The sequence below is a fragment of the Cobetia sp. 14N.309.X.WAT.E.A4 genome (assembly GCF_030397495.1).
GTDB lineage: Bacteria > Pseudomonadota > Gammaproteobacteria > Pseudomonadales > Halomonadaceae > Cobetia > Cobetia marina.
In genome coordinates, this window is the sequence record NZ_JAPNXT010000004.1 from 271,320 (window position 1) to 294,539 (window position 23,220).

Consider the following 23,220-nt stretch of genomic DNA (forward strand, 5'->3'; position numbering starts at 1 on the left):
AAGGTGAAGAAGACGAGTCTCATCCTCGGTTGTGGCGACGTTGGCAGCGCGCTGGCGCGCGAGCTGCTCAAGGCCGATCAGCACGTCATCGGTGTCAGACGCGATGTGTCCAGGCTGGCGGATCTCGATATCGAGACGCTGGCACTGGACATCACCGCGGAAGGTGCTCTGGCCAGCTTGCCAGATGCCGACACCGTGGTACACGTGCTGAGCGCTGACCACTTCGACGAAGACGCCTATCGGGCCGCCTACGTCGATGGCATTCGTGCGCTGGTCGCGGAGCTGGAATCGCGTGCCAACCCGCCGACACGCGTATTCTTCGTGTCCTCGACCTCCGTCTACTCCCAGAAGGAAGGCGAAGAGGTCGACGAGCAGTCCCCCACCGACGCCACCAGCTTCTCGGGGCAGCTGATGCGGGAAGGCGAGCAGGTCCTGCTCGACTCCTCGCTCAATGGCACCGTGGTGCGCTTCTCCGGTATCTACGGGCCGGGTCGCGACATGCTGATCCGTCAGGCGCGCGATGGGCGCATCGCCGCCAGCAATCCGCCACTCTACTCCAACCGCATCCATCGTGACGACTGCGCGGGGGTGCTGGCGCACCTGATCGCACTGAGTCTCGAGGGCAAGCCGGTCGAGCCGATCTACCTGGCCACCGACTGTGATGGTGCACCGCTGCACGAGGTGATGGCGTGGTTGGCACGTCAGCTCAAGGTCGAATCCACCGAGGTGATCCAGTCGCCGCTGCGGCGTCGCTCCAGCAAGCGCTGCGGCAATGCGCTGCTGCTCGAGAGTGGCTATCGCTTCCGTTACCCGACCTTCCGCGAGGGCTATGCCGAGGTGCTCAAGGAGCATGGCGTGACGGTACCGGAGAGCGAGCTTTCCGGACGCTGAGCGCCGCACGGCGATTGACTTGTCCACAGGAGGTCGCGCGTGACGCATCCTGACCGGCTGTGGACAAGTCGAGGCGCCGGGAGCCAAGGCTGCCTGGCCCGATAACTGACAGTGCCCGCCCCGGGTTTCCGGGGCGGGCACTGTCGTTTCAGCAGACCACGTTTCAGCAGGTCTGACGTTTCGGCAGATCAGGCGGCAAGATCCACCGTGATCAGTCGCCGATGACCATCACGCCCTCGGCTTCGAAGGCCACGCCCTTGGGCAGTGCCTTGACGCCGACGGCGGCACGCGCCGGGAAGGGCGCGCTGAAGAACTCTTCCATCACCGCGTTGACGCGAGCGAAGTCATCGAGGTCCGTCAGGTAGAGGTTGAGCTTGACGATGTCGCCCAGGCTGCCGGCGGCTTCTTCACACACGGCGCTCAGGTTGGTGAACACCTGACGCGCCTGCGCCTCGATACCGCCTTCGACGACTTCCATCGTCTGCGGGTCCAGCGGAATCTGGCCGGAGAGATAGACGGTGTTGCCCGCCTTGATGGCCTGGGAGTACGGCCCGATGGCAGCGGGTGCCTTGTCGGTGTTGATGATCGCGCGATTGCTCATGTTGTGCTCCTTGTGACTGTCTTTCCTACTGGTCTTGTGCCAGTTGCCTTGTGACAGTGAATTGCGATTGTGTTTGTGAGTGCGCTGCTCGCCTGTCTCGGCGAGGTGTCGGGCAGAGGCCCGTCGTGTCCATGGACGACCTTGCGGAAGTCCCAAAAACGAAAACCGCGCCGCCCGCCGGTGGCGAACGACGCGGCCTTGAATCCGATCAACTGATGACGCGGGTAATGCGCTCCACGTGCAACAGGTTGCGCATGCGCTTGATGATGCGTGCCAGGTGAATGCGATCACGTACTGCCAGGGTCAGATTGACGATGGCCAGGTGAGCGTCGCGCTCCTCGATGCCGATGCGTTCGATATTGGCTTCCGCGTCGGTGACGAGTTCGGCCAGCTCGGCGATCAGCCCGCGCTGGGTCTGGGCTTCGATGCGCAGGGCGACGGTGAAGTCGCCTTCAATCTGCTCGGCCCAGGTCAGCGGGAAGACACGCTCCGGATCGCTGGCCAGCTCGGTCAGATTGCTGCATTCCTGACGATGGACCACCAGGCCCTTGCCGGCTGACAGGTGGCCCATGATGGGCTCTCCCGGCAGCGGGTGGCAGCAGCGTGCATAGCTGGTGACCATGCTGTCGCCGCCACTGACCTGCATCGGCCCGATGCCACTGTCCTCCGGCTGGACGTTGCCATCCTTGGCCGAGAACTTGGGCTGCTGTGCCGCGGGACTCATCCTGTCGTTCAGCAGGCTCTGCGCCACGCTGTAGGCGGCGCGGGTACCGAGACCGATGGACTCGAGCAGATCATCACGCCCGCCTTCCAGCTCAAGCTCCGCCGCCAGGGTATCCAGGCGCTGGGGCGGCAGCTGTTCGAGGGTGATGTCCAGGCCGGCGAGTGCCTTGATCAGCAGGCGCTGGCCCAATGCCACGGACTCGCTGCGCTGCTGATGCTTGAGGTAGTGGCGAATGGCGGAACGCGCCTTGGCGGTGGTGACGAAGTTGAGCCACGCCAGGTTGGGCTTGGCACCCGGTGCGGTGATGACCTCGACGGTCTGACCGCTCTCCAGTGGCGAGGATAGCGGCGCCAGATGACGATCGATGCGACAGGCGATGCAGCTGTTGCCGACATCGGTGTGCACCGCATAGGCGAAATCGACCGCCGTCGCACCGCGCGGCAGCTCCATGATGTCGCCCTTGGGGGTGAACACGTAGGTATCATCGGGGAACAGGTCGTTCTTGACGTGCTCGATGAATTCCAGCGAGTTGCCGGCATGCCGTTGCATCTCGAGCAGGCCGCGTACCCATTCGCGGGCACGTGCGTGGCTGCCGGCGCCGATGGGACGGTCGGTCTGCCCGGCCTTGTACAGCCAGTGGGCCGCGATGCCGTTGTTGGCCATCGCTTCCATCTCGCGGGTGCGGATCTGTACCTCGATGGGCATGCCGTTCATGCCGAACAGCGTGGTGTGCAGACTCTGGTAGCCATTGGCCTTGGGGATCGCGATGTAATCCTTGAAGCGTCCCGGTACCGGCTTGTAGAGATTGTGCACCACGCCGAGGATGCGATAGCAGCTGTCCACGTCATCAGTGATGATGCGGAAGCCGAACACGTCCATCAGTTCATTGAAGGGCTTCTGCTGGTCACGCATCTTGCGGTAGATGGACAGCAGATGCTTCTGACGGCCGATCACCGAGCCGGGCAGCTGATCGCGCTCCAGCGCGTTCTGCAGGCTGGCCTGGATCTCGCGCATCAGGGTACGACGATTGCCACGCGCGGCGGTGACGGCACGCTTGATGCGTTCGGAGCGCATCGGGTGCAGCGCCTGGAAGGACAGATCTTCCAGTTCGACACGGATGGTGTTGATACCGAGGCGGTTGGCGACGCGGGCGTAGATCTCGAGCGTCTCACGGGCGATGCGCCGCTTCTTCTCGGGGCGCAGGGCACCAAGGGTACGCATGTTGTGGAGACGGTCGGCCAGTTTGACGATGATGACGCGGATGTCCTGGGACATCGCCAGCACCATCTTCTGGAAGTTCTCGGCCTGAGCGACGGCCTTGTCCTCGAAGGTGATCTGGGTCAGCTTCGAGACGCCATCGACCAGCAAGGCCACCGGCTCGCCGAACTGGCCGGCCAGTGCCTCGAAGGTCACGCTGGTGTCTTCGATGACATCGTGCAGCATGGCCGCCATCAGGCTCTGATGGTCCATGTGCATGTTGGCGAGAATGTTCGCCACCGCCAGCGGGTGGGTCACATAGGGTTCACCGGAACGCCTGCGCTGGCCATCGTGGGCCTGCTCGGCGTAATAGAAGGCGCGCCTAACCTGACGGATCTCTTCCTCGGGAAGATAACCGCCCAGGCGGTCTGCCAGGTCATCGATCGTGAACATTCAGCGGCCTTGGCTCAAGGTGGTTCCGGGCCCGCACCCCGCGTGATGGCCATGATGGCGCGACGTTGGAGGTGCGGATCAGCACACGTACAGGAGAGGGAGAGCCGGGGCTCAGTCCTCGATCTGCGGCAGCACCGGCTTGCGCTGGATCGGAGCTTCGACCGGCTCATTCAGGATGTCGCGGTTGACCAGACCCGCCGCCACTTCGCGCAGGGCCAGCACGGTCGGCTTGTCGTTTTCCCACGGCAGTTGGGCGTTGCGGCTGCCACGTGACAGCTGACGGGCACGACGAGTGGAGATCATCACCAGCTGGAAGCGGTTGTCGACGTTCTCGAGGCAATCTTCTACGGTTACGCGGGCCATGGCAGTGCACCTTCAATAGCGGGATATTCGGGGGTTCGCTGTCGGCGTGTAATCAGCGCAGAGTGCCGCGACCGCTAGGGGCCGCATACCCTGATCATCTGACAGTATCTCGCACACGACGCAAGCACAATGCCGCTGCGCCAGCCCGCCAGGGGCGAGACAGCGCAGCGGCCAATGATTCTGAAAGGGAATCGAGTCTACTCGACGCCCTTGTGGCGTGACAAGTAGGGCGCTATCCGGTGGCGCGACATGGCGCGCTCTCGGCGGCGTAAGCGACCAGAGCGCGCATGATCAGCACCGTAGGCCGCAACAAGTCCTTGTCATGCCTGGACTTTGTGCACGGGCGTCATCCGGCGAGCAGGGAGTCCAGCAATGCGGCATGGCGCGCCTGGACGCGCAGGCGGCGTGCGCGCTCGGCGGTGATCAGACTGCACAGCTCGTCCAATGCCTGAGTAAAATCATCGTTGATGACGATCAGGTCGTATTCGTCGTAGTGGGACATCTCGCTGACGGCGTCACGCATGCGCCGGGCGATGACGTCTTCCCCATCGGTACCGCGGCCGGACAGACGCTCGAGCAGCGCTTCACGCGACGGAGGCAGGATGAAGATGGAGACGGCTTCCGGCACCTGGGCGCGTACCTGCTGGGCACCCTGCCAGTCGATCTCGAGGATGACGTCCTCGCCCTTGCTCAGGCGAGCTTCGACCGCCGGACGCGAGGTGCCATAGAAGTTGTCGAAGACCTGGGCGTGCTCGAAGAAGTCGCCCTGCTCGATCATCGTCTTGAAGTGATCGACATCCACGAAGTGGTAGTTGACGGCATCCTGCTCGCCCGGGCGCTGGCCGCGGGTGGTGTGCGAGACGGATACGCCGATGCCGTCCATGCGCTCCAGCAATGCCTTGACCAGTGTGGTCTTGCCGGCGCCGGAGGGCGCGGAAATGATGTAGAGAGTGCCACGGGCGTTGCTGGCGGCAGTGGAGGGTGCTGATGATGTCGAAGACATGGAAGGGATCCGCTTGCTGTCGCTGAATCGGCGCATTATCGCACACTCACCCCTGCTTGGGCTGCAGGCAGACATGACGGTGTCATGTACCGATGTTGCACTTCCGGCACCACAGTTGTCGTGATGAATCGGTTGGGCCGGCGTGGCGTTATCTGCAACAATGGTCGTATATTTCATTGATCGCTCAAGCATCGGCCAGCCCGCGAGTCGGCTCGGGCCCATGAGGGAGCGCACGGTTTGCTGACGCCTCGCCCAAGGCAACTTGAGGGGGTTTGCCACAATACCGTTTGCCAGACGATAGAGCAGCGCCATGACGTGCAGCAGGCGTCCAAGAGAGACGCCACGCACGAGCGCATCACCTGTTACCTGTCCCGCGCGCCATTCATTCCCGCCTTCCTGGCAGATGATGAATGGCGCGCGGTCTTTTGCCTTGCGTAGCGCCAGCCATGCGCAGGCAATGCCATCCGTGGCCTGCACCTGTCAGCGGTGCTGCGGATGAGCACGGACACGGGTGATATCCCCTTTCAAGTTTCAGGAGACCCGGACATGTCTGCCTCCCCCGTTGCGCGCCATCCGCGCATCGCCGAACTGGCGCTGGCACTCGGTGCCTTTGCCATCGGCACTACCGAATTCGTGATCATGGGGCTGATGCCCAACATCGCCGCGGACTTTCAGGTGTCATCCCAGCAGGTCGGCTATGCCATCAGCGCCTATGCGATGGGGGTGGTGGTCGGTGCTCCGCTGATCTCTGCGCTTGGCGCACGCCTGCCGCGGCGCGGCTTGTTGATCGGCCTGATGCTGCTGTTCGCGCTCAGCAACGTGGCCAGCCTGATGGCCCCCTCACTGACCAGCTTCGCCGCGCTGCGCTTCATCGCGGGGCTGCCGCATGGCGTCTATCTGGGGGTGGCCGCACTGGTGGCGGCGGATGCTGCTCCCGCCGGCGAGCGTGGCCGTGCCGTCGGGCGCGTGATGATGGGGCTGACGGTGGCGATTCTCATCGGGGCGCCAGCGGCGACCTGGTTCGGCAGTCTGTTCGGTTGGCATTCCGCGTTCCTCCTCGTCGGCCTGCTGGCGCTGGCGACGGCCGTGCTGGTGCGTGGCTTCGTGCCCTATCAGGCAGGCAATCAGAACGCGACGCCGCTGACCGAGCTGGCCGCGCTGATCAAGCCGCGGGTGCTCTATACCCTCGGCATCGCCTGCATCGGTTTCGGCGGCATGTTCAGTGTCTACAGCTATGCGGTGGAGACGCTCAACGTCCAGGCCGGACTGTCCCAGAATCTGGTGCCGATGGTGCTGGCCGTCTTCGGGGTAGGCACCATCATCGGCAACCTGATCGGTAGCCGTGCTGCGGACATCGACCTGATGCGCACCATTCCTGCCGTGCTGATCTGGAGCGCGCTGGTACAGGGTGGCTTCTACTTCGCCGCCGACGGTGTCTGGAGCGGTATCCTGTTCGTCGGACTGGTCGGCACGGGCATCGGCCTGGCACCGGCGCTGCAGATGCGCCTGATGGATGTGGCGGAAGACGCCCAGACCATGGCGGCGACCCTCAATCATGCGGCCTTCAACATCGCCAATGCGCTGGGCGCCTGGTGTGGTGGCCTGGCCTTCGCGTATGGCCCGTCCCACTCCTCCATCGGCCTGGTCGGGGTGGCCATGGCCATCGCCGGCTTGATCGTCTTCCTGCTCGGGCAGCGCCATGAGCGCCGCGAGCTGCAGACGGCTTCCGCCTGATGTGGGCATGAAGCGAGGCCGTGAAAGCCCCGTGAGCACAAGACGTCGCAACGCAGAACGCCGCCCTTCGGGGCGGCGTTCTGCGTTTCTGGGGCTCATCAGTGGCAAGGGACTGTCAGCATCTCTGGCGAGCGCGCGTCGGTGACATGCCGAAGTAATCCCGAAAGCAGTGACTGAAATGTGTGGTGCTGACGAAGCCGCAGGCCACGGTGACATCGGTGATGCTGGCATTGCCCTGGGTCAGCAGCTGGCGGGCGCGTGTCAGGCGCATCTCCAGATAATGGCGAGATGGCGTGGTATCCAGATGTCGCGTGAAAAGCCGCTCTATCTGGCGCCGCGACAGGGAGACGCAGTGCGAGATGTCGGTCATGCTCAGCGGCTCCTCGAGGTTGCTGCTCATCAACTCCAGGATGGAGCGCAGTGCCTCGGGAAGGTGACTGTCCGGTGCGGGCAGCGTCTGCTCGACATGCCACGGACTGGGCGTGGCCGGGCGCTCGCAGGCCAGAATCTCCTCGACGCTGCGCGCCAGATCCTCTCCGTGACGCTGACGCATGCCTTCCAGCATCATGTCCAGCGCACTGGCGGCGCTGGCGCTGCTGAGACGCGCTTCCTCGACGACCAGCGGGGCTCGGGACAGCTCGAGCGCGGGGAAGGTCTCGCTGAACAGCGCCGCGTTCTCGGGGTGAATGGTGCAACGATGGCCCTCCATCACCCCGGCCGAGGCCAAGAAGTAGCTGCCGTTCCACAGACTGCCCAGGCGACAGCCCTGCTGGGCGGCACGGCGCAGCAGGTCGTTGAGCTTCGGAATCTCTTCCAGCATCACGCGATAGCCTCCGCACACGATCAGCAGATCGCACTGGGCGGGGTCCAGCTCGGCAAGCGTCAGGCCGGGCATGATGTCGATGCCCAGATCGCTGCGTACGCTGCCATCGTTCAGGCCACAGGTGTGCAGGCGATAGAAGGGATCGTCACGGAGCAGATTGGCAGTCACCAGCGCATCCAGCCCGGAGGTGAAGGCGGGGAGGGAGAAGTGCTCCAGCAGCACGAAGGCCACATCGAGCGGTGCGCTCCGGGAGCAGGTCACGTCCTGAAGCAGGCGCTGGTTGCGCAGTTTCATCGAGGGGGTGAAATCACGGCGGCGAGGCGATGTCATGGTATCGAGGGAGCACTATCGCGGATGAAGGAGGGGGCGGGGCAGGCAATGCCTCACGTGTCAGCTTCATCCTCTCAGGAGTTGGCAGGCACGGCGAGTGGCAATCCGGTGTCCTTGTGTTGGGCAGAATGTAATGCCGCTGTGGGCTTGGTGATACTTCGCGTAACACAGCAGTAAAATCATGGACTTGTCACAGCGATGCCAAGGGTGTGGCTGATAGACTGCCCGGCTAATCAGACCATGCCCAGAGGCAGATAAATGACGGATACCACCCGGACCCTTTCGTCCGGCGCCGCAACTTCAGCAGCCCCTACCCCTTCCCGCGCTTCCTCCCGGGGCCTCGACTGGCCCGTCTTCCTCCTCAGCGGTGGCGTGATGGCGGTGTTCGTGATCGCCGCACTGGTCAATCTCGAGGGCGTCTCGTCGCTCATCCAGCATGCCTTCGATCTCTCGACCGCCTACTTCGGTGCCTATTGGCAGGCGCTGATGATCGCCACCTTCCTTGTCGCCATCGGCATGACGTTCGGTCGCACGGGACGGGTGGTGCTGGGTGGCCTGGACACGCCGGACATTTCCACGCCGCGCTGGATGGCGACCATCCTGTGCACGTTGCTGGCGGGGGGCGGCGTCTTCTGGGCCGCGGCGGAGCCGATCGCCCACTTCACCTCGCCGCCACCGGTGTTCGGCCCGGACGCCGCCGTGGGCAATCTCGATGCTGCCTACAACGCGCTGGCGCAGAGCTTCATGCACTGGGGATTTCTCGGCTGGGCAGTTCTGGGCAGCCTGACCGGCGTGGTCTTCATGCATCTCCACTATGAGAAGGGCCTGCCGCTCAAGCCGCGCACGCTGCTCTATCCGCTGTTCGGCGACCGGGTGATGCGTGGACCTGCGGGAGCGCTGGTGGATGCCTGCTGCGTGCTGGCGGTCATCGCGGGCACCGTGGGGCCAGTGGGCTTTCTCGGCATCCAGCTCAGCTTCGGGCTCAACGCGCTGTTCGGCATTCCCGACACCTACACGACGCAACTGGTGCTGTTGGCCATGTTGACCGCCGTCTACACACTGTCAGCGGTGAGTGGTGTCATGCGCGGCATTCAATTCCTGAGCAGCGCCAATGTGCTGATCGGCGGCGCGATGTTGCTGTTCATCCTGATCATGGGACCGACGGAATTCCTGCTCAAGGCCTTCCCGCTGGGCATGGTGGACTACCTGAAACACATCGCGCCGATGGCGGTCTTTCGCGCGGACACTGGGTGGCTGAACAGCTGGACGCTGTTCTTCTGGGGCTGGTTCATCGGTTTCGGGCCCCTGATGGCGATGCTGGTCGCGCGTATCTCGCGGGGCCGCACGCTGCGCCAGATGGTGTGGTTGATCACTCTCCTGTCGCCGCTGGCGACCTGCGTGTGGTTCACCATTCTCGGTGGCAGCGGTCTGGCCTTCGAGCTGGCCGATCCCGGCAGCGTGTCCGGCCCGTTCACCGGCTTCAACCTGTCGGCGGCCTTGATCGCCATCACCCAGCAGCTGCCGTTCGGTTTCATCATGTCCGTGATGTTCCTGATTCTGTCGGCATTGTTCGTGGCCACCACTGGCGACTCGATGACGTATGCCATCTCGATGGTGATGAGTGGGCATGACGACCCGCCGCGCAGCGTGCGCGTGTTCTGGAGTCTGATCATGGGCGTGGTGGCAGCCCTGCTGATCTCGATGGGCGATGGCGGCATCAATGCGCTGCAATCCTTCATCGTCGTCACCGCCGTGCCGGTCTCGCTGATCCTGTTGCCGAGCCTGTGGAATGCGCCCGGCATCGCGCGCAGGATGGCCCGCGAGCAAGGACTCTGATTCATCCTCATGACCTTGGCCGTCATGACCTTGGCTGACATGGTTCGCCCGACATGATTCGCCCGGCAGGATGAGCAGGGCCATGTCATCCGATGACGAGAAAGAAGACGCCGCCCTCCAGGGCGGCGTCTTCATGAGGAGAGGGACTGAGGGCACAAGCGGCGCGAAGGGGCACGACTCGAAAGATGCGTCATGTTACGGCGCGCCAAGAATGTAAAACGGCTGTAGGCTTGATGATACGTCGCGTTACATAGGTGTAAAAACAACCGCTTATCGCCTATTTCCTTCTATCTCGACTGATACACTGCACCGTCACTCAGATCATGCCCAGAGGCTGACTAATGACGGATTCTTCCCGGACTGTTTCGTCCGGCTCCGCCACACCGGTAACTCCCCCCGCTGATTCCGCACACTCCCCGCAAGGTATCGACTGGCCTGTCTTCATCATCAGTGGTGGCGTGCTGGCGCTGTTCGCCATCGCCGCACTGGTCGATCTCGACGGTGTCTCCGCGCTCATCCAGAGTGCCTTCGGTGTCTCGACCCACTACTTCGGTGCCTACTGGCAAGCGCTGATGCTGGCGACCTTCGTCATCGCCATCGTGCTGACCATCGGCCGCACCGGACGGGTGCGCATGGGCGGACTCGCCGCGCCGGATATCTCGACGCTGCGCTGGATGGCCATCATCCTGTGCACGCTGCTGGCGGGCGGTGGTGTCTTCTGGGCAGCGGCCGAGCCGATCGCTCACTTCACCTCGCCGCCGCCGGTGTTCGGCGCCGATGCCCCGACGGGCAACGCCGATGCCGCCTACAACGCGCTGGCGCAGAGCTTCATGCACTGGGGCTTCCTGGCCTGGGCGATGCTCGGCAGCCTGACCGGCATCATCTTCATGTACCTGCACTACGAGAAGGGCCTGCCGCTCAAGCCGCGCACGCTGCTCTATCCGCTGTTCGGCGACCGCGTCATGCGTGGCCCCGTCGGCGCACTGGTGGATGCCTGCTGCGTGCTGGCGGTAGTCGCCGGTACCGTCGGCCCCATCGGCTTCCTCGGCCTGCAGGTCAGCTATGGGCTCAACGCGCTGTTCGGCATTCCCGATACCTACGCGACCCAGCTCACCCTGCTGCTCGTGCTGACTGTCATCTACACCCTGTCAGCGGTGAGCGGCGTGACCCGTGGCATCCAGTTCCTGAGCAGCACCAACGTCCTGCTCGGCGGCGCGCTGTTGCTGTTCATCCTGATCATGGGCCCGACCGGCTTCCTGCTGGATGCCTTCCCGCAAGGGCTGGTGCGCTACGTCGGCGACTTCGTCTCCATGTCCACCTTCCGTGCTGACGATGGCTGGCTGAATGGCTGGACGCTGTTCTTCTGGGGCTGGTTCATCGGCTATGGTCCGCTGATGGCGATGTTCGTCGCGCGCATCTCGCGTGGCCGTACCCTGCGTCAGATGGTGCTGTTGATCGCGGTCATCTCGCCGCTGGTCACCTGCCTGTGGTTCACCATCATCGGTGGCAGCGGTCTCGCCTTCGAGCTGAGCAACCCGGGCAGCGTCTCCGGCCCGTTCACCGGCTTCAACCTGCCGGCAGCGCTGATCGCCATCACCCAGCAACTGCCGTTCGGCTTCACCATCTCGGTGCTGTTCCTGGTGCTGACCACGCTGTTCGTCGCCACCACCGGTGACTCGATGACCTACGCGGTCTCGATGGTGATGAGCGGTCACGACAATCCGCCGCGTGGCGTGCGCGTGTTCTGGAGCCTGATGATGGGCGTGGTCGCGGCGCTGCTGATCTCGATGGGCGATGGCGGCATCAATGCGCTGCAATCCTTCATCGTCGTCACCGCCGTACCGGTGTCACTGATTCTGCTGCCCAGCCTGTGGAACGCTCCGCTGATTGCCCGCCGCATGGCACGTGAGCAGGGCGTCTGATCGGCTCGCACGCTCGAGAGCAATGAGCGTGTCGCACCATCAAAAACGCCGCCCCGAGGGGCGGCGTTTTCGTGTCTGGCGATCAGTCGCCAGTCATCAGACGCTGACGTTCAGCGTCACATCGATGTTGCCACGCGTCGCGTTGGAGTAAGGGCACACCTGGTGCGCCTTCTCGACCAGCGCATCCGCCTCGGCCTTGTCCATGCCCGGCAGACTGATATCCAGCGCCACTTCGATACCGAAACCGGCCGGAATCTGGCCGATACCCACCTTGCCGGTGATCTCCAAGCCTTCCGGCAGCGTCACGCCGTCAGTGCTGGCCACGTGCTTCATGGCACCGATGAAGCAGGCAGAGTAACCCGCCGCGAACAGCTGCTCCGGGTTGGTGCCTTCACCGCCACCACCGCCCAGCTCCTTCGGTGTGCTCAGGGTGACATCCAGCGCACCATCGGAAGAACGCGACTTGCCCTCACGACCCCCAGTGGTAGTAGCTTCTGCACGGTACAGCACTTGTTCGATAGACATGCCTGACTCCTTGAGCGGAAAAGCCCTCAGTCGAGGGATGTAGACAAGATTGTGGCTGTGGGGCAGAGTTTCAATTGCTAGGACACGGGAGCCAGCCATTCACAGTAGGTGTGCGCGATAGCTTTGCGGATTGAGCGTCAATTGCGGGTAAAGATCCCCCCTCAAGCAGTACATGTTGGGTTGGGTTAAGAAGCTAAAGATGCGGAAAAGATGGTAGTGCTCTGGATTGGCTTGTGAGCACTTGAGTTCATTTGGCGTGATGAAAAAAGCGCACTCTTTGGCGAATGCCGTCGTCTTCACCTCGATCCAGCGCTCTCGGCCATCAGCCTCAAAGGACAGGACGTCATAGCCCAAGCCATCGCCCTGTGTTTTCGCCACATGCTCGACCTTCTCGGCCAGCGATGTCTGGCCTTCTTTTCTGAGGCGCATCTTCCCAAAGGCCACCACAAAACGCTCGCCGGCACTCCCCAGTGCATGGTTGCGGGCTTCTCGCGCCAGGTAATCGCGCTTAACCGGTGTGGGTGTTACGTAACGTTGTTTAGCTTCCTGCACACTTATCGGAGGTGTTTTAGAGTCCGGCGGCGTCACAATGATCGAGGTATCCTTTGGGGCTGGCGCATCAATCACCGGGCGATCCGCCGCATTGCGCGCTGCTTGATCGAATAGCTCAGTACGAAGCAGATGGCGCTCAACGACATCGACCAGCATGCCCTGATAGTTACTCATCGGCTTGTAGCCATTGATATAGGGGCAGTCAGCATCTCGTAGCACGGCGCTGATGTTTTGATGCTTAAACTCGATAGAGGCTCTCGAGCGATGATGTAACTTCTTGGCAAGCTCGCGATTGTGTTCTGTCTTCACATAATGCTGACCACATAACTCTGCAATTAGCATCTTCTTATACGTCTCGACAGTCGCAATAACTTCTTCACCACTCCATGGTTCGGGTCTGCTCATCCGACTAACTCCTGTCACAAGACTTCACTCGATATTCTGAATCTGCTCACGCATCTGTTCGATCAGTACCTTGAGCTCGACGGCGCAGCGGGTGGTGTCGGCGACGACGGATTTGGAGGAGAGGGTGTTGGCTTCGCGGTTGAGTTCCTGCATCAGGAAGTCGAGGCGACGGCCGATGGGGCCCTTCTGGGTGAGCTGACGACGGACTTCGCTGACGTGGGTGTCGAGGCGGTCGAGCTCTTCATCGATATCGGCCTTCTGGGCCATCAGGGTCAGTTCGGCTTCCAGGCGTTGCGGGTCGAGGGTGGCGCGAACTTCCTCGAGGCGGGCGAGCAGGGTTTCACGCTGTCGGGCGAGGATGTCCGGCATCAGGCGGCGGACTTCGGCGACGTGGCTGTCGACGCTGTCGAGGCGAGCGGTGATGAGTTCGGCGAGGCGTTCGCCTTCGCGGGCGCGGCCTTCGATGTGCTCGTCCAGCGCGCGCTTGAACAGACTCAAGGCATCGGCCTTGATGCGCTCCTGATCGGCTCCTTCGCGTACCAGTACGCCGGGGTAGTCGAGCAGGGCGAGGCGTGAGGGCTGCGGGGCGTCCGGGCAGTGCTGGCCGACTTCGGCGAGCACGCGGCTGAGTTCGCCCAGGCGTCTGGCATCGACGGCGAGGCTGTCGGCACCGGCTTCGGCGTCAAAGCGCAGCGAGAGTTCGACCTTGCCGCGGCTGAGGCGCTTGCGCAGGCCTTCGCGGAAGGCGCTTTCGAGTTCGCGCAGGCTGTCGGGCAGGCGGAAGTGCGGTTCGAGATAGCGCTGGTTCACCGAGCGCAGTTCCAGTGTCAGGGTGCCGTAGTCGGCTTCATGGGTCTGGCGGCTGAAGGCGGTCATGCTGTGGACCATGACGTGCTCCTTGTCGGTTGGCTGTCAGAAGAGAGGCGGTGCATGAGCGACCGCGCTGATAGCCTGAAGTGTACGCGTGCCGCTCTTGAGCGCCCAGTGCTCTCGGGCGGGCGGCCCGGTGTGCGGTGAAGGTCGTCGCCCGTGGGCGTGGCGTGTAGACTCTGGCCTCCCGAAGACTGCAACAAAGGAATCCCCATGAGCGAAGCCAACGTGATCCGCCCCAGTGGCCGCACCCCGGAGCAGCCGCGCGAGATCCGCCTGACCCGTGAGTTCACTCGTCACGCCGAGGGCTCGGTGCTGGTGGAGTTCGGGGATACCCGCGTACTGTGCACCGCCTCTGTCGTGGCGGGCGTGCCGCGCTGGCTGCGCGGTTCCGGCAAGGGCTGGCTGACCGCCGAGTACGGCATGCTGCCGCGCGCGACCCACACCCGCAGTGATCGTGAGGCGGCGCGTGGCAAGCAGGGTGGTCGTACGGTGGAGATCCAGCGTCTGATCGGCCGTGCGCTGCGCGCTGCGGTAGATCTCAAGAAGCTGGGCGAATACACCATCACCATCGACTGCGATGTGCTGCAGGCCGATGGCGGCACGCGTACCGCGGCGATCACCGGTGGCTGTGTGGCGCTGGTCGATGCGCTGCAGGGCCTGCAGCGTGAGCGCAAGATCAAGACGGACCCGCTGGTGAGTCTGGTCAGCGCCGTGTCCGTCGGTATCTACAAGGGCGTGCCGGTCACGGATCTCGACTATCCGGAAGACAGCAAGGCCGATACCGACATGAACGTGGTGATGGCGGAAGGCAAGGGGCTGATCGAGGTGCAGGGCACGGCTGAAGGCGCAGCCTTTGATCGCGCCGAGCTCAACGCGCTGCTGGATCTCGCCGAGCGGACCGGAGCGGAGCTGTTCGCCGCCCAGCGTGCGGCGCTGGGCATGCCCGCCGAGGCCTGAGTCCTTTTCGGGACCCGACGGAAAACGCCCCCATCGCTTGCGCGGTGGGGGCGTTTTCGTCAGTGCCGGATGGCACATCATGCGACTGGCAGGGTGGCCCGAGGCCGAGCGCTCAAGGCGAGACGCGACGGATCACAGTTCGAGGTCGTACTCGACTATCACCGGTGCGAATTCGCTGAAGGTCGCGTCGGTATCGATCCATGCGTCCTTGATGTGACGACGCAGGTTCGGGTCGATGACCTGATAGTCCAGGCGCCAGCCTTCCTGACGGGCGCGCGGCTGGTCACTGTCCAGCGCCGGCCACCAGGAGTACTGGTGAGCCTCGCGATTGACCTCACGGAAGGCATCGATGAAGCCGATCGGGCCGAAGACCTGATCCATCCAGGCGCGCTCTTCCGGCTTGAAGCCGGGCGTCATCTGGTTGTCGGACCAGTTGGCGAGATCGACGGTCTTGTGGGCCACATGCCAGGTGCCGCAGATCATGTAATCACGACGCTTGCGGCGCAGCTTGCTGAGGTATTCCTGATACTGCTCCATGAAGGCGCCCTTGGCGTCCGGATCACTGCCGTCAGGCATCAGGAAGGAGCAGATGCTGAAGCGGTCGTAATCGGCCTGCAGGTAGCGGCCTTCGTTGTCGCACTGCTCGAAGCCCAGTCCATACATGATGGCCTTGGGAATCTGGCGGCAGTAGAGGCCTACGCCCGAGAAGCCGTCTTTCTCGGCGTCAAGGAAGTAGCCTTCATACCCTTCCGGATAGAGGATGCTGTCGTCGAGCTCGAAGCTCTTGGCCTTGAGGTTCTGGATGCAGACGACGTCGGCGTCCTGACTGGCAAGCCAGTCGAGGAAGCCGCGGCTGACCGCTTCTCGAATACCATTGACGTTAACTGTAGCGATTTTCATACGTGGTCCCTGGTTCGTCGCGCCTGTATGATACCCGAGCTTTAGACGATTTGGTAAATGGCTAACGAATTCAAAGGTGATATCGGATGCAGGACTACCAGCGGGAGTTCATTGAGTTTGCCATCGAGCAGGACGTGCTGCGGTTTGGCGAGTTTACGCTCAAGTCCGGGCGGGTGAGCCCCTACTTCTTCAATGCTGGCCTGTTCCGCTCCGGTCAGGCGTTGGCGCGCCTGGGCCGTTTCTACGCCCGCGCCATCGTCGACTCGGGCCTGGAGGCCGACGTGCTGTTCGGCCCTGCCTACAAGGGCATCCCGCTGGGTGCCGTGACGGCCGTCGCGCTGGCCGACCACCATCAGCGCGACATGCCGTTTACCTTCAATCGCAAGGAAGCCAAGACGCATGGTGAAGGCGGCTCGCTGGTCGGCGCGCCCCTGGAAGGCCGCGTGATGATCATCGATGACGTCATCACCGCCGGTACCGCCATCGGCGAAGTGATGGAGATCATCCACGCCGAGCGTGCCAAGGCGGCGGGGGTCGTGATCGCTCTGGACCGTCAGGAGCGTGCTCCGGATGGACAGGGTGGCCTGAAAGCGAACAGTGCCATCCAGGAAGTGGAAGCACGTTTCTCCATGCCCGTGGTCAGTATCGTGACGCTCGACCAGGTGCTGGAGTATCTTGAGCAATACGCACAGCAGGAACTGTCTGGGTACGCGGCAGCTATCCGCGACTATCGTGCGCAGTACGGTCTCCAGAGCGCCTGAGAGCGCTCATGACCCGCGCACACCACATTTCCCAGTCACGTAGAGAGACATGCACATGACAGCTTACCGTAACATTCTCGGCCTTTCGGCAGCTATCCTTGCCGCGAGCCTGTCCGCCCCGGCACTCGCCGGCAACGCCGATCTCAACCTCAACAGTGAAGCCGTCCAGGGCGAGCTGAACGGCGAGATCAGCAACGGCGTCCAGCTCGGCGGCGGTATCCTGTCCAGCGATGACCACGATGATGTCACCGCCGGTCACGTCCAGCTGCTGGGCACCGAGCGCACCAGCGAATACGACGTGGGCCTCGGCGCACGCTGGAGCCAGTACGACACCGACCACGGTGACGGCGGCGGTCTGGGCCTGGGCGGCTATGGCTACTACTACCTGCCGGGCGCGCCGCGCGTCTCGCTGGGTGGCTATGGCTACGTCACCCCGAACGTCGTGACCAGCGACGAGCTGGAGCACAGCTACGAGTACGGCCTGCGCGCCCGCTACCAGGTCATCGACAACGTCGAAGGCTATGTCGGCTACCGCAAGGTGAAGGCGGACTTCGACAACCGGGACGAGCGCACGCTGGATTCCGGCCCGCTGGTCGGCATGCGTCTGCAGTTCTGATTCCCGCCCTGCGCGACGGATGCGCATTGCGGTAAGATGGCGGGCCCTTCGGGGCCCGCTTTGCGTTGTCCTGGCGGGCGGTGCTGCCATGAGGGGAATGCTGGCCTGCCAACGCCCTGTTTCGTCATCTGCCGCGAGTTCGCTCATGCTCGATATCGTGCTCTATCAGCCCGAGATTCCGCCCAATACCGGCAACATCATCCGCCTGTGCGCCAATACCGGCTTTCGCCTGCATCTGATCGAGCCGCTCGGGTTCGAGCTGGAGGACAAGCGCCTGCGGCGTGCCGGACTCGATTATCATGAGTGGGCACGTGTGCAGCGCCATGCCAGCCTCGATGACTTCGTCGCAACCGTGAAGCCTGCGCGCATCTTCGCGCTCTCTACGCGGGGTCGCACCGCGCCACATGAGGCCAACTTCCAGGCTGGTGATGCGCTGGTGTTCGGCCCGGAGACGCGCGGCCTGCCACAGGCGATGCTCGACAGTCTCCCCCGCGAGCAGGTATTGCGCCTGCCGATGCTGGCCGACAGCCGCAGCATGAATCTGTCGAATGCCGTCGCCGTCGTCGTCTACGAAAGCTGGCGTCAGCTCGACTTTGCCGGGGCCGTGCAGCTCGATTGAGTGCGCTGCCCGGTCGTGCCCGGCACCACCAGAGATGTTTCTTCGATTGATTTCCTCGCCCAGCAGGACACCGTGATGACCGAGATCCGTGATCGCCTCGCCAAGCTCAATCCCCGCCAGCAGGAAGCCGTGCGTGCCATCGATGGCCCCTGTCTGGTACTGGCAGGGGCCGGTTCCGGCAAGACCAGCGTGATCACGACCAAGATCGCCTATCTGGTGCAGGAATGCGGCATGAAGGCACGCAACATCGCCGCCGTGACCTTCACCAACAAGGCGGCGCGCGAGATGAAGGAGCGAGTCGGCAAGATGCTCAAGGGCCGCGAGGGCCACGGGCTGATCGTCTCGACCTTCCACACCCTCGGCCTGACCATCATCCGCGGCGAGCTGAAGACACTGGGCTACAAGCCGGGCTTCTCGCTGTTCGACACCGATGATGCCAAGGTGTTGATCAAGGAACTGATGCACAAGGAAGCCGACACCGACGCCGAGCAGATCAATGCGGTGCAGAGTCAGATTTCCACCTGGAAGAATGACCTCATCCTGCCCGGGGCGGCGCTGTCGCATGCCGAGGATGAAGATGCCCAGTACGCCGCGGTGATCTACGAGGCCTACAACCGGCATCTCAAGGCCTACAACGCGGTGGACTTCGATGACCTGATCCTGCTGCCGGTGGTGCTGTTCCGTGACCATCCCGAGGTGCTGGCGCGCTGGCAGCGGCGCATCCACTACATGCTGGTCGATGAGTATCAGGACACCAACATCAGTCAGTATCTGCTGGTGAAGATGCTGATGCAGGAGCGTCAGACCTTCACCGTGGTGGGGGACGATGATCAGTCCATCTACGCCTGGCGCGGCGCGCGCCCCGAGAACCTCGTCACCCTCGGCGAGGATTTCCCGCGGCTGAATCTGATCAAGCTGGAGCAGAACTATCGCTCCACCGGCATCATCCTGCGCGCGGCGAACACCCTGATCGCCAACAACCCGCACGTCTACGACAAGACGCTGTGGTCGCAGATGGGCGATGGCGACCCGATCCGCATCATCATGAATCGCAACGAAGAGGCCGAGGCCGAGCGCGTGGCGGGGGAGATCCTGACGCGGCGCATCAAGGAAGGCGCCGAGTGGCGTGATTTCGCGGTGCTCTATCGTGGCAACTTCCAGGCGCGCCTGCTGGAGCTGAAGCTGCAGCACTATCAGATTCCCTACAAGCTCTCCGGCGGCACCTCCTTCTTCGGGCGCAACGAGATCAAGGACGCGATGGCCTATCTGCGTCTGTTGATCAACCCGGCGGACGACAATGCCTTCCTGCGCATCGTCAACGTGCCGCGACGCGAAGTCGGGCCGGGCACGCTGGAGAAGCTGGCCAACTACGCCACCGGGCGTGGCGTGTCACTCTACGCCGCCTGCAGCGAGATGGGCCTGCGCGAGCAGCTGAGCGAGCGGGCGCTGGACCGCCTCGGCCGCTTCACCCACACGCTGGACCGCGTGCGTCGCGAGATGGATGCTGGTCAGTCGATCAGCGCGATCCGCGAGCTGTTTCATGAAGTGGATTACGAGGGCTGGCTGTATCAGAACGCCAGTGCCCCCAAGATCGCCGAGCGGCGCATGGCCAACGTCTGGATCCTGATCGACCAGCTGGAGAAGTCGATCAGCGGCAATCCCCAGGAGGAGGTGGAAGAGCTTGAGGGCAGCGAGGCGATGGTCGGTGACACCGAGACCGGTGATGTCGCGGCGGCCATCTCACGTCTGGTGCTGCGCGACATTCTCGAGCAGCAGGCCGAGGAGGACGATTCGGACCGTGTGCAGCTTTTGACGCTGCATGCCTCCAAGGGCCTGGAATTCCCGCACGTCTACGTGATGGGGCTGGAGGAAGACCTGTTGCCGCACCGCAACTCCATCGAGATGGAGACGGTGGAGGAGGAGCGTCGCCTCGCCTATGTCGGCATCACGCGGGCACGGCGCACGCTGGTGCTGACACTGGCCCGGCAGCGCAAGACCTATGGCGAGATGATGGACTGTGTGCCGAGTCGCTTCCTGGACGAGCTGCCCCCCGAGGATCTCGAGTGGGAAGGGCGTGCCGACAAGCCGCAGGATCAGGAGAAGAAGGTGGCCCGCGGACGGGATGCCATCGCGGGCCTGCGTTCCCTGCTCGGTTAGTCGCGCTCGAGGGTCAGCGCACGGAGTCGAGCAGATAGTCCACGGCGGCCTTCACTTCCTCATCGGACAGCGCCGGGTTGCCGCCCTTGGCCGGCATGGCATTGAAGCCTTCGATGGCATGGGTGTAGAGCGTCTCGTCGCCCTTGGCGAGACGCGCTTCCCAGTCGCCGGCCTCACCCAGACGCGGTGCGCCGGCCGCGCCCGTGGTATGGCAGGCCATGCAGATACCGCCGTAGACCTTCTCGCCGTCGATCGCGCTGGCAGCACTGGCGGAGTCACTCTCCGCCGCCGCAGACGGCTGTTGGCCCGCTCCGGCCATGTCACCTGCGCAACTCTCACCTTTCAGGCATAGCTCACCCACCGGCTTGAGGCGCTCGGCGATGGCGTCATGCGAATTGTCCGCGGCGAGCGCCTGTGAACTGACAAGCACGCTGAACAGCATCGCGCTCAGGGAAACCGGCAGGGATGAGCGCGTGAGGAATGACGCGGATGGCTGGCGAGCTTGCATGAGGTGCACCTTTTGAAGGCTGTGTATCGAGCCAGTATAGCGCTGGCCGAGGGGGCGGCAACCGTGTGACGGGCGTGATATCTCGACAACGTAGAATCAAGACGTTACCATAAGCGCGCCTTGGTTCTCCGCAACCATGGCATGCGCGCCCATAGCTCAGCTGGATAGAGTACTGCCCTCCGAAGGCAGGGGTCGCAGGTTCAAATCCTGCTGGGCGCGCCAACGAATTCCGTCATCGGCCGATCGGCAAGATGACATCCGAGAAGCCCTCGCACCTCACGGTGCGGGGGCTTCTTGCATTCTGGCTTGCGTGGACTGTCGTGCAGACTTTCTTTGACGCCATCAAACGAGTGTTCTAAAACGGAGTGAGCCACGACGACGTCTGTCATTCTCGACAGCTCCCACCGGATACGCTCATGACGCCTGCTTCCCCTGTAGACCCCCGTGCTGTTGACGACCTGCCTGCCACCTCCGACGCTGCGACTGCCTCATCAGACCACGAGGGAGAGGCCGAGATGGCTCGCATGCGTGAGTTGCTGGACGCTCAGCGAGCAGCCTTCGCCCACGCGCCGATGCCGAGTGCCGAGGAGCGGCGTGGCTGGCTGGCAGCGCTGCGTGATGCCCTCAAGGCGCACGAGGAGGCCCTGGTCGCGGCCATCAGCCGAGATTTCGGTCATCGCAGTGCTCACGAGACACGCCTGGCGGAACTGGTACCGAGCTACGAGGGCATTCGCCATGCACGCCGTCACCTGAAGGGCTGGATGAAGCCCTCGAAGCGCCACGTCAGCGCCGCCTTCCAGCCAGCCAGTGCAAGTGTCGTCTACCAGCCACTTGGTGTGGCCGGCATCATCGTGCCGTGGAACTATCCGCTGTATCTGGCGATCGGCCCCTTGATCAGCGCGCTGAGCGCCGGCAATCGGGTGATGATCAAGATGAGCGAATTCACGCCGGAAACCGCCGAGGCGCTGCGCGGCATGCTCGCGGATGCCTTCGAGGAAGTGCAGGTCGCGGTGGTGACCGGCGAGGCCGAGGTCGCGGCGGCCTTCTCGGCACTGCCCTTCGACCACCTGCTGTTCACCGGCAGCACGGCGGTGGGCCGGCATGTGATGCGCGCCGCGGCGGAGAATCTGACCCCCGTCACGCTGGAGCTGGGCGGCAAGTCGCCGGTGATCATGTCGCGCCAGTTGATGGCGGACGATGCGCAGCGCCGCGAGGCGGCCTCACGTCTTGCCTTCGGCAAGGGCATGAATGCCGGCCAGACCTGTGTCGCTCCGGATTACGTGCTGTGTGCGGAAGATCAGATCGAGTCGCTGGTTCAGGCGTTGGGGGAGTGCTTCCAGCGCTTCTATCCGCGCTTCGCCGAGACGCAGGATTACTCGCGCATCATCAATCAGCGTCAATACCAGCGCGTGAGGGAAGTGCTCGAGGATGCACTGGCCAAGGGTGCGACGCTCAGGCCACTGCTCGACAGCCCTGACTGGGATGACCCGGCGCTGGTCGAGAAGCGTCTGATGCCGCCGCTGGCACTGCTTGAGGTAACGGATGAGATGCGGGTGATGCAGGAGGAGATCTTCGGGCCGCTGCTGCCGATTGTCGCGCTGCCGGACGCGGCGGTGGATGAGCTGTCCGCTGCGATGGCCTACGTGAATGCGCGCCCACGCCCGCTGGCGCTTTACTACTTCGGCCACGACAAGCACGAACAGCAGCGGGTCACCGAGGGCACGCATGCAGGCGGAATGTGTCTGAACGACACCCTGCTGCATGTGGCGCAGGATGACATGCCGTTCGGCGGCATCGGGCCATCCGGCATGGGGCATTACCACGGGCGGGAAGGATTCCAGACGCTGAGCAAGGCCAAGGGCGTCTTTGCCAAGGGGCGCATGAATGGCGCGAAGCTGATGTATCCGCCCTATGCCGACGGGCCGGCAGCACGCGCCATCCATGGTCTGATCCGCCGTCTGCTGATGCGCTAGGCGGTATCAGCGGTGCAGATCGCCCGCGCTTTCCGGCTGGTAGTGGAGCGCCTCGATGCGTACCTCGTGCAGGCTGCCATCCGGCAGCTGCCACTCGATGAGGCTACCGACCCGCAGCCCCAGCAGAGCGGCTCCCAGAGGCGCCAGTACTGACAGGCCATCCTGCTGGTCTGACAGGGCGTGCGGATAGACCAGCGTGCGTATCAGGGTCTGCTGGCGGGTCAGATCCGTGAACTCCACGCGGCTGTTCATGCTGACGATATCGGCGGGCACCTCGTGAGGCTCGACGATATCGCCGCGCTCCAGTTCGTCCTCGAGCTGTTCCGCCACCTGGCGGTCGGCAGCCGAGACGCGATCGATCAGGCGCTCGAGGCGTTCGGCATCCAGACGATTGATGATGATCGAGGGAAGTGTGGCCATGTGACCTCCTGTCAGGTGTGGTATCCGCGCCTTGCTGACAAGGCCTGGCGAGTTACCAAAAAAACAGCCCTCCGCCG

General features: G+C 63.5%; 21 protein-coding genes and 1 tRNA gene. 11 read left to right on the forward strand and 11 right to left on the reverse strand.

Features of this window, described 5'->3' with window-relative positions:
- The first annotated feature begins 3 nt into the window (after positions 1 to 3).
- Positions 4 to 891, forward strand: coding sequence for an NAD-dependent epimerase/dehydratase family protein (locus OW493_RS08130; protein ID WP_289863804.1), 888 nt, complete (start codon positions 4 to 6; stop codon positions 889 to 891).
- Positions 892 to 1,102: 211 nt separating this feature from the next.
- Here OW493_RS08130 and OW493_RS08135 read toward each other — a convergent pair whose 3' ends face one another.
- The 4 genes from OW493_RS08135 to gmk form a co-directional block, all read right to left on the reverse strand.
- Entirely contained in the window at positions 1,103 to 1,492 is a 390-nt protein-coding gene (locus OW493_RS08135) for a RidA family protein (RefSeq protein WP_077379872.1), read from the reverse strand.
- Between the two features lie 208 nt (positions 1,493 to 1,700).
- Positions 1,701 to 3,866: a bifunctional (p)ppGpp synthetase/guanosine-3',5'-bis(diphosphate) 3'-pyrophosphohydrolase gene (locus OW493_RS08140; RefSeq protein ID WP_077379874.1), complete on the reverse strand. Its 2,166-nt coding sequence runs from the start codon at positions 3,864 to 3,866 to the stop codon at positions 1,701 to 1,703.
- Between the two features lie 111 nt (positions 3,867 to 3,977).
- Positions 3,978 to 4,229, reverse strand: coding sequence for a DNA-directed RNA polymerase subunit omega (gene rpoZ / locus OW493_RS08145; protein WP_077379876.1), 252 nt, complete (start codon positions 4,227 to 4,229; stop codon positions 3,978 to 3,980).
- 346 nt (positions 4,230 to 4,575) lie between these two features.
- Entirely contained in the window at positions 4,576 to 5,232 is a 657-nt protein-coding gene (gene gmk, locus OW493_RS08150) for a guanylate kinase (protein WP_289863805.1), read from the reverse strand.
- Positions 5,233 to 5,778: 546 nt separating this feature from the next.
- On the opposite strand from gmk, the gene OW493_RS08155 reads away from it, so the two are divergent.
- Positions 5,779 to 6,966: an MFS transporter gene (locus OW493_RS08155; RefSeq protein ID WP_077379879.1), complete on the forward strand. Its 1,188-nt coding sequence runs from the start codon at positions 5,779 to 5,781 to the stop codon at positions 6,964 to 6,966.
- Between the two features lie 115 nt (positions 6,967 to 7,081).
- Here OW493_RS08155 and OW493_RS08160 read toward each other — a convergent pair whose 3' ends face one another.
- The gene (locus OW493_RS08160; RefSeq protein WP_255304485.1) at positions 7,082 to 8,083 is read right to left on the reverse strand and encodes a GlxA family transcriptional regulator; all 1,002 of its coding nucleotides are present in this window, start codon (positions 8,081 to 8,083) and stop codon (positions 7,082 to 7,084) included.
- A gap of 294 nt (positions 8,084 to 8,377) precedes the next feature.
- Here OW493_RS08160 and OW493_RS08165 point away from each other — a divergent pair, with 294 nt between their 5' ends.
- Together OW493_RS08165 and OW493_RS08170 are read left to right on the forward strand one after the other, a co-directional pair.
- Positions 8,378 to 9,955: a BCCT family transporter gene (locus tag OW493_RS08165; protein ID WP_289863807.1), complete on the forward strand. Its 1,578-nt coding sequence runs from the start codon at positions 8,378 to 8,380 to the stop codon at positions 9,953 to 9,955.
- Positions 9,956 to 10,296: 341 nt separating this feature from the next.
- The gene (locus OW493_RS08170) at positions 10,297 to 11,877 is read left to right on the forward strand and encodes a BCCT family transporter (protein WP_077379885.1); all 1,581 of its coding nucleotides are present in this window, start codon (positions 10,297 to 10,299) and stop codon (positions 11,875 to 11,877) included.
- Between the two features lie 96 nt (positions 11,878 to 11,973).
- Here the strand turns inward: OW493_RS08170 and OW493_RS08175 are convergent, their stop codons facing one another.
- The 3 genes from OW493_RS08175 to OW493_RS08185 all read right to left on the reverse strand — a co-directional run bounded on the left by OW493_RS08175 (position 11,974) and on the right by OW493_RS08185 (position 14,247).
- Positions 11,974 to 12,402, reverse strand: coding sequence for an organic hydroperoxide resistance protein (locus OW493_RS08175; RefSeq protein WP_054556341.1), 429 nt, complete (start codon positions 12,400 to 12,402; stop codon positions 11,974 to 11,976).
- Positions 12,403 to 12,501: 99 nt separating this feature from the next.
- The gene (locus tag OW493_RS08180; protein ID WP_289863808.1) at positions 12,502 to 13,359 is read right to left on the reverse strand and encodes a DUF3883 domain-containing protein; all 858 of its coding nucleotides are present in this window, start codon (positions 13,357 to 13,359) and stop codon (positions 12,502 to 12,504) included.
- A 24-nt stretch (positions 13,360 to 13,383) separates the two neighbouring features.
- Positions 13,384 to 14,247 carry a YicC/YloC family endoribonuclease gene (locus OW493_RS08185; RefSeq protein ID WP_289863809.1) on the reverse strand — a complete coding sequence of 288 codons (864 nt, stop codon included), beginning with the start codon at positions 14,245 to 14,247 and terminating at the stop codon, positions 13,384 to 13,386.
- A gap of 195 nt (positions 14,248 to 14,442) precedes the next feature.
- Between OW493_RS08185 and rph the strand changes: the two genes are divergently transcribed.
- On the forward strand, positions 14,443 to 15,189 hold the full coding sequence (gene rph, locus OW493_RS08190; protein WP_077379897.1) for a ribonuclease PH: 747 nt from the start codon (positions 14,443 to 14,445) through the stop codon (positions 15,187 to 15,189).
- A gap of 132 nt (positions 15,190 to 15,321) precedes the next feature.
- Here rph and OW493_RS08195 read toward each other — a convergent pair whose 3' ends face one another.
- The gene (locus OW493_RS08195) at positions 15,322 to 16,089 is read right to left on the reverse strand and encodes an exodeoxyribonuclease III (protein ID WP_077379899.1); all 768 of its coding nucleotides are present in this window, start codon (positions 16,087 to 16,089) and stop codon (positions 15,322 to 15,324) included.
- Positions 16,090 to 16,175: 86 nt separating this feature from the next.
- Here OW493_RS08195 and pyrE point away from each other — a divergent pair, with 86 nt between their 5' ends.
- From pyrE to rep, 4 genes are all read left to right on the forward strand, one after another.
- Complete coding sequence (gene pyrE / locus OW493_RS08200) at positions 16,176 to 16,850, forward strand: orotate phosphoribosyltransferase (protein WP_077379901.1); 675 nt, start codon at positions 16,176 to 16,178, stop codon at positions 16,848 to 16,850.
- A 55-nt stretch (positions 16,851 to 16,905) separates the two neighbouring features.
- Positions 16,906 to 17,466 carry a YfaZ family outer membrane protein gene (locus tag OW493_RS08205; RefSeq protein ID WP_077379903.1) on the forward strand — a complete coding sequence of 187 codons (561 nt, stop codon included), beginning with the start codon at positions 16,906 to 16,908 and terminating at the stop codon, positions 17,464 to 17,466.
- A 145-nt stretch (positions 17,467 to 17,611) separates the two neighbouring features.
- Positions 17,612 to 18,085: a tRNA (uridine(34)/cytosine(34)/5-carboxymethylaminomethyluridine(34)-2'-O)-methyltransferase TrmL gene (gene trmL / locus OW493_RS08210; RefSeq protein ID WP_176503476.1), complete on the forward strand. Its 474-nt coding sequence runs from the start codon at positions 17,612 to 17,614 to the stop codon at positions 18,083 to 18,085.
- Positions 18,086 to 18,160: 75 nt separating this feature from the next.
- On the forward strand, positions 18,161 to 20,242 hold the full coding sequence (gene rep / locus OW493_RS08215) for a DNA helicase Rep (protein ID WP_077379907.1): 2,082 nt from the start codon (positions 18,161 to 18,163) through the stop codon (positions 20,240 to 20,242).
- A gap of 13 nt (positions 20,243 to 20,255) precedes the next feature.
- Here the strand turns inward: rep and OW493_RS08220 are convergent, their stop codons facing one another.
- The gene (locus OW493_RS08220) at positions 20,256 to 20,750 is read right to left on the reverse strand and encodes a c-type cytochrome (protein ID WP_289863810.1); all 495 of its coding nucleotides are present in this window, start codon (positions 20,748 to 20,750) and stop codon (positions 20,256 to 20,258) included.
- A gap of 145 nt (positions 20,751 to 20,895) precedes the next feature.
- Here OW493_RS08220 and OW493_RS08225 point away from each other — a divergent pair.
- Positions 20,896 to 20,972: transfer RNA gene (locus OW493_RS08225), tRNA-Arg, on the forward strand.
- 293 nt (positions 20,973 to 21,265) lie between these two features.
- Positions 21,266 to 22,723 carry a coniferyl aldehyde dehydrogenase gene (locus OW493_RS08230; RefSeq protein WP_289863811.1) on the forward strand — a complete coding sequence of 486 codons (1,458 nt, stop codon included), beginning with the start codon at positions 21,266 to 21,268 and terminating at the stop codon, positions 22,721 to 22,723.
- A gap of 6 nt (positions 22,724 to 22,729) precedes the next feature.
- Here OW493_RS08230 and rnk read toward each other — a convergent pair whose 3' ends face one another.
- Positions 22,730 to 23,143, reverse strand: coding sequence for a nucleoside diphosphate kinase regulator (rnk, locus tag OW493_RS08235; protein ID WP_077379911.1), 414 nt, complete (start codon positions 23,141 to 23,143; stop codon positions 22,730 to 22,732).
- Positions 23,144 to 23,220 lie beyond the last annotated feature (77 nt).

Bases quoted from the DNA above. Each gene is read 5' to 3' on its own strand.
- OW493_RS08135 (WP_077379872.1), bottom strand. From the start codon at position 1,492: ATGAGCAATCGCGCGATCATCAACACCGACAAGGCACCCGCTGCCATC.
- OW493_RS08140 (WP_077379874.1), bottom strand. From the start codon at position 3,866: ATGTTCACGATCGATGACCTGGCAGACCGCCTGGGCGGTTATCTTCCC.
- rpoZ (WP_077379876.1), bottom strand. From the start codon at position 4,229: ATGGCCCGCGTAACCGTAGAAGATTGCCTCGAGAACGTCGACAACCGC.
- gmk (WP_289863805.1), bottom strand. From the start codon at position 5,232: ATGTCTTCGACATCATCAGCACCCTCCACTGCCGCCAGCAACGCCCGT.
- OW493_RS08155 (WP_077379879.1), top strand. From the start codon at position 5,779: ATGTCTGCCTCCCCCGTTGCGCGCCATCCGCGCATCGCCGAACTGGCG.
- OW493_RS08160 (WP_255304485.1), bottom strand. From the start codon at position 8,083: ATGAAACTGCGCAACCAGCGCCTGCTTCAGGACGTGACCTGCTCCCGG.
- OW493_RS08165 (WP_289863807.1), top strand. From the start codon at position 8,378: ATGACGGATACCACCCGGACCCTTTCGTCCGGCGCCGCAACTTCAGCA.
- OW493_RS08170 (WP_077379885.1), top strand. From the start codon at position 10,297: ATGACGGATTCTTCCCGGACTGTTTCGTCCGGCTCCGCCACACCGGTA.
- OW493_RS08175 (WP_054556341.1), bottom strand. From the start codon at position 12,402: ATGTCTATCGAACAAGTGCTGTACCGTGCAGAAGCTACTACCACTGGG.
- OW493_RS08180 (WP_289863808.1), bottom strand. From the start codon at position 13,359: ATGAGCAGACCCGAACCATGGAGTGGTGAAGAAGTTATTGCGACTGTC.
- OW493_RS08185 (WP_289863809.1), bottom strand. From the start codon at position 14,247: ATGGTCCACAGCATGACCGCCTTCAGCCGCCAGACCCATGAAGCCGAC.
- rph (WP_077379897.1), top strand. From the start codon at position 14,443: ATGAGCGAAGCCAACGTGATCCGCCCCAGTGGCCGCACCCCGGAGCAG.
- OW493_RS08195 (WP_077379899.1), bottom strand. From the start codon at position 16,089: ATGAAAATCGCTACAGTTAACGTCAATGGTATTCGAGAAGCGGTCAGC.
- pyrE (WP_077379901.1), top strand. From the start codon at position 16,176: ATGCAGGACTACCAGCGGGAGTTCATTGAGTTTGCCATCGAGCAGGAC.
- OW493_RS08205 (WP_077379903.1), top strand. From the start codon at position 16,906: ATGACAGCTTACCGTAACATTCTCGGCCTTTCGGCAGCTATCCTTGCC.
- trmL (WP_176503476.1), top strand. From the start codon at position 17,612: ATGCTCGATATCGTGCTCTATCAGCCCGAGATTCCGCCCAATACCGGC.
- rep (WP_077379907.1), top strand. From the start codon at position 18,161: ATGACCGAGATCCGTGATCGCCTCGCCAAGCTCAATCCCCGCCAGCAG.
- OW493_RS08220 (WP_289863810.1), bottom strand. From the start codon at position 20,750: ATGCAAGCTCGCCAGCCATCCGCGTCATTCCTCACGCGCTCATCCCTG.
- OW493_RS08230 (WP_289863811.1), top strand. From the start codon at position 21,266: ATGGCTCGCATGCGTGAGTTGCTGGACGCTCAGCGAGCAGCCTTCGCC.
- rnk (WP_077379911.1), bottom strand. From the start codon at position 23,143: ATGGCCACACTTCCCTCGATCATCATCAATCGTCTGGATGCCGAACGC.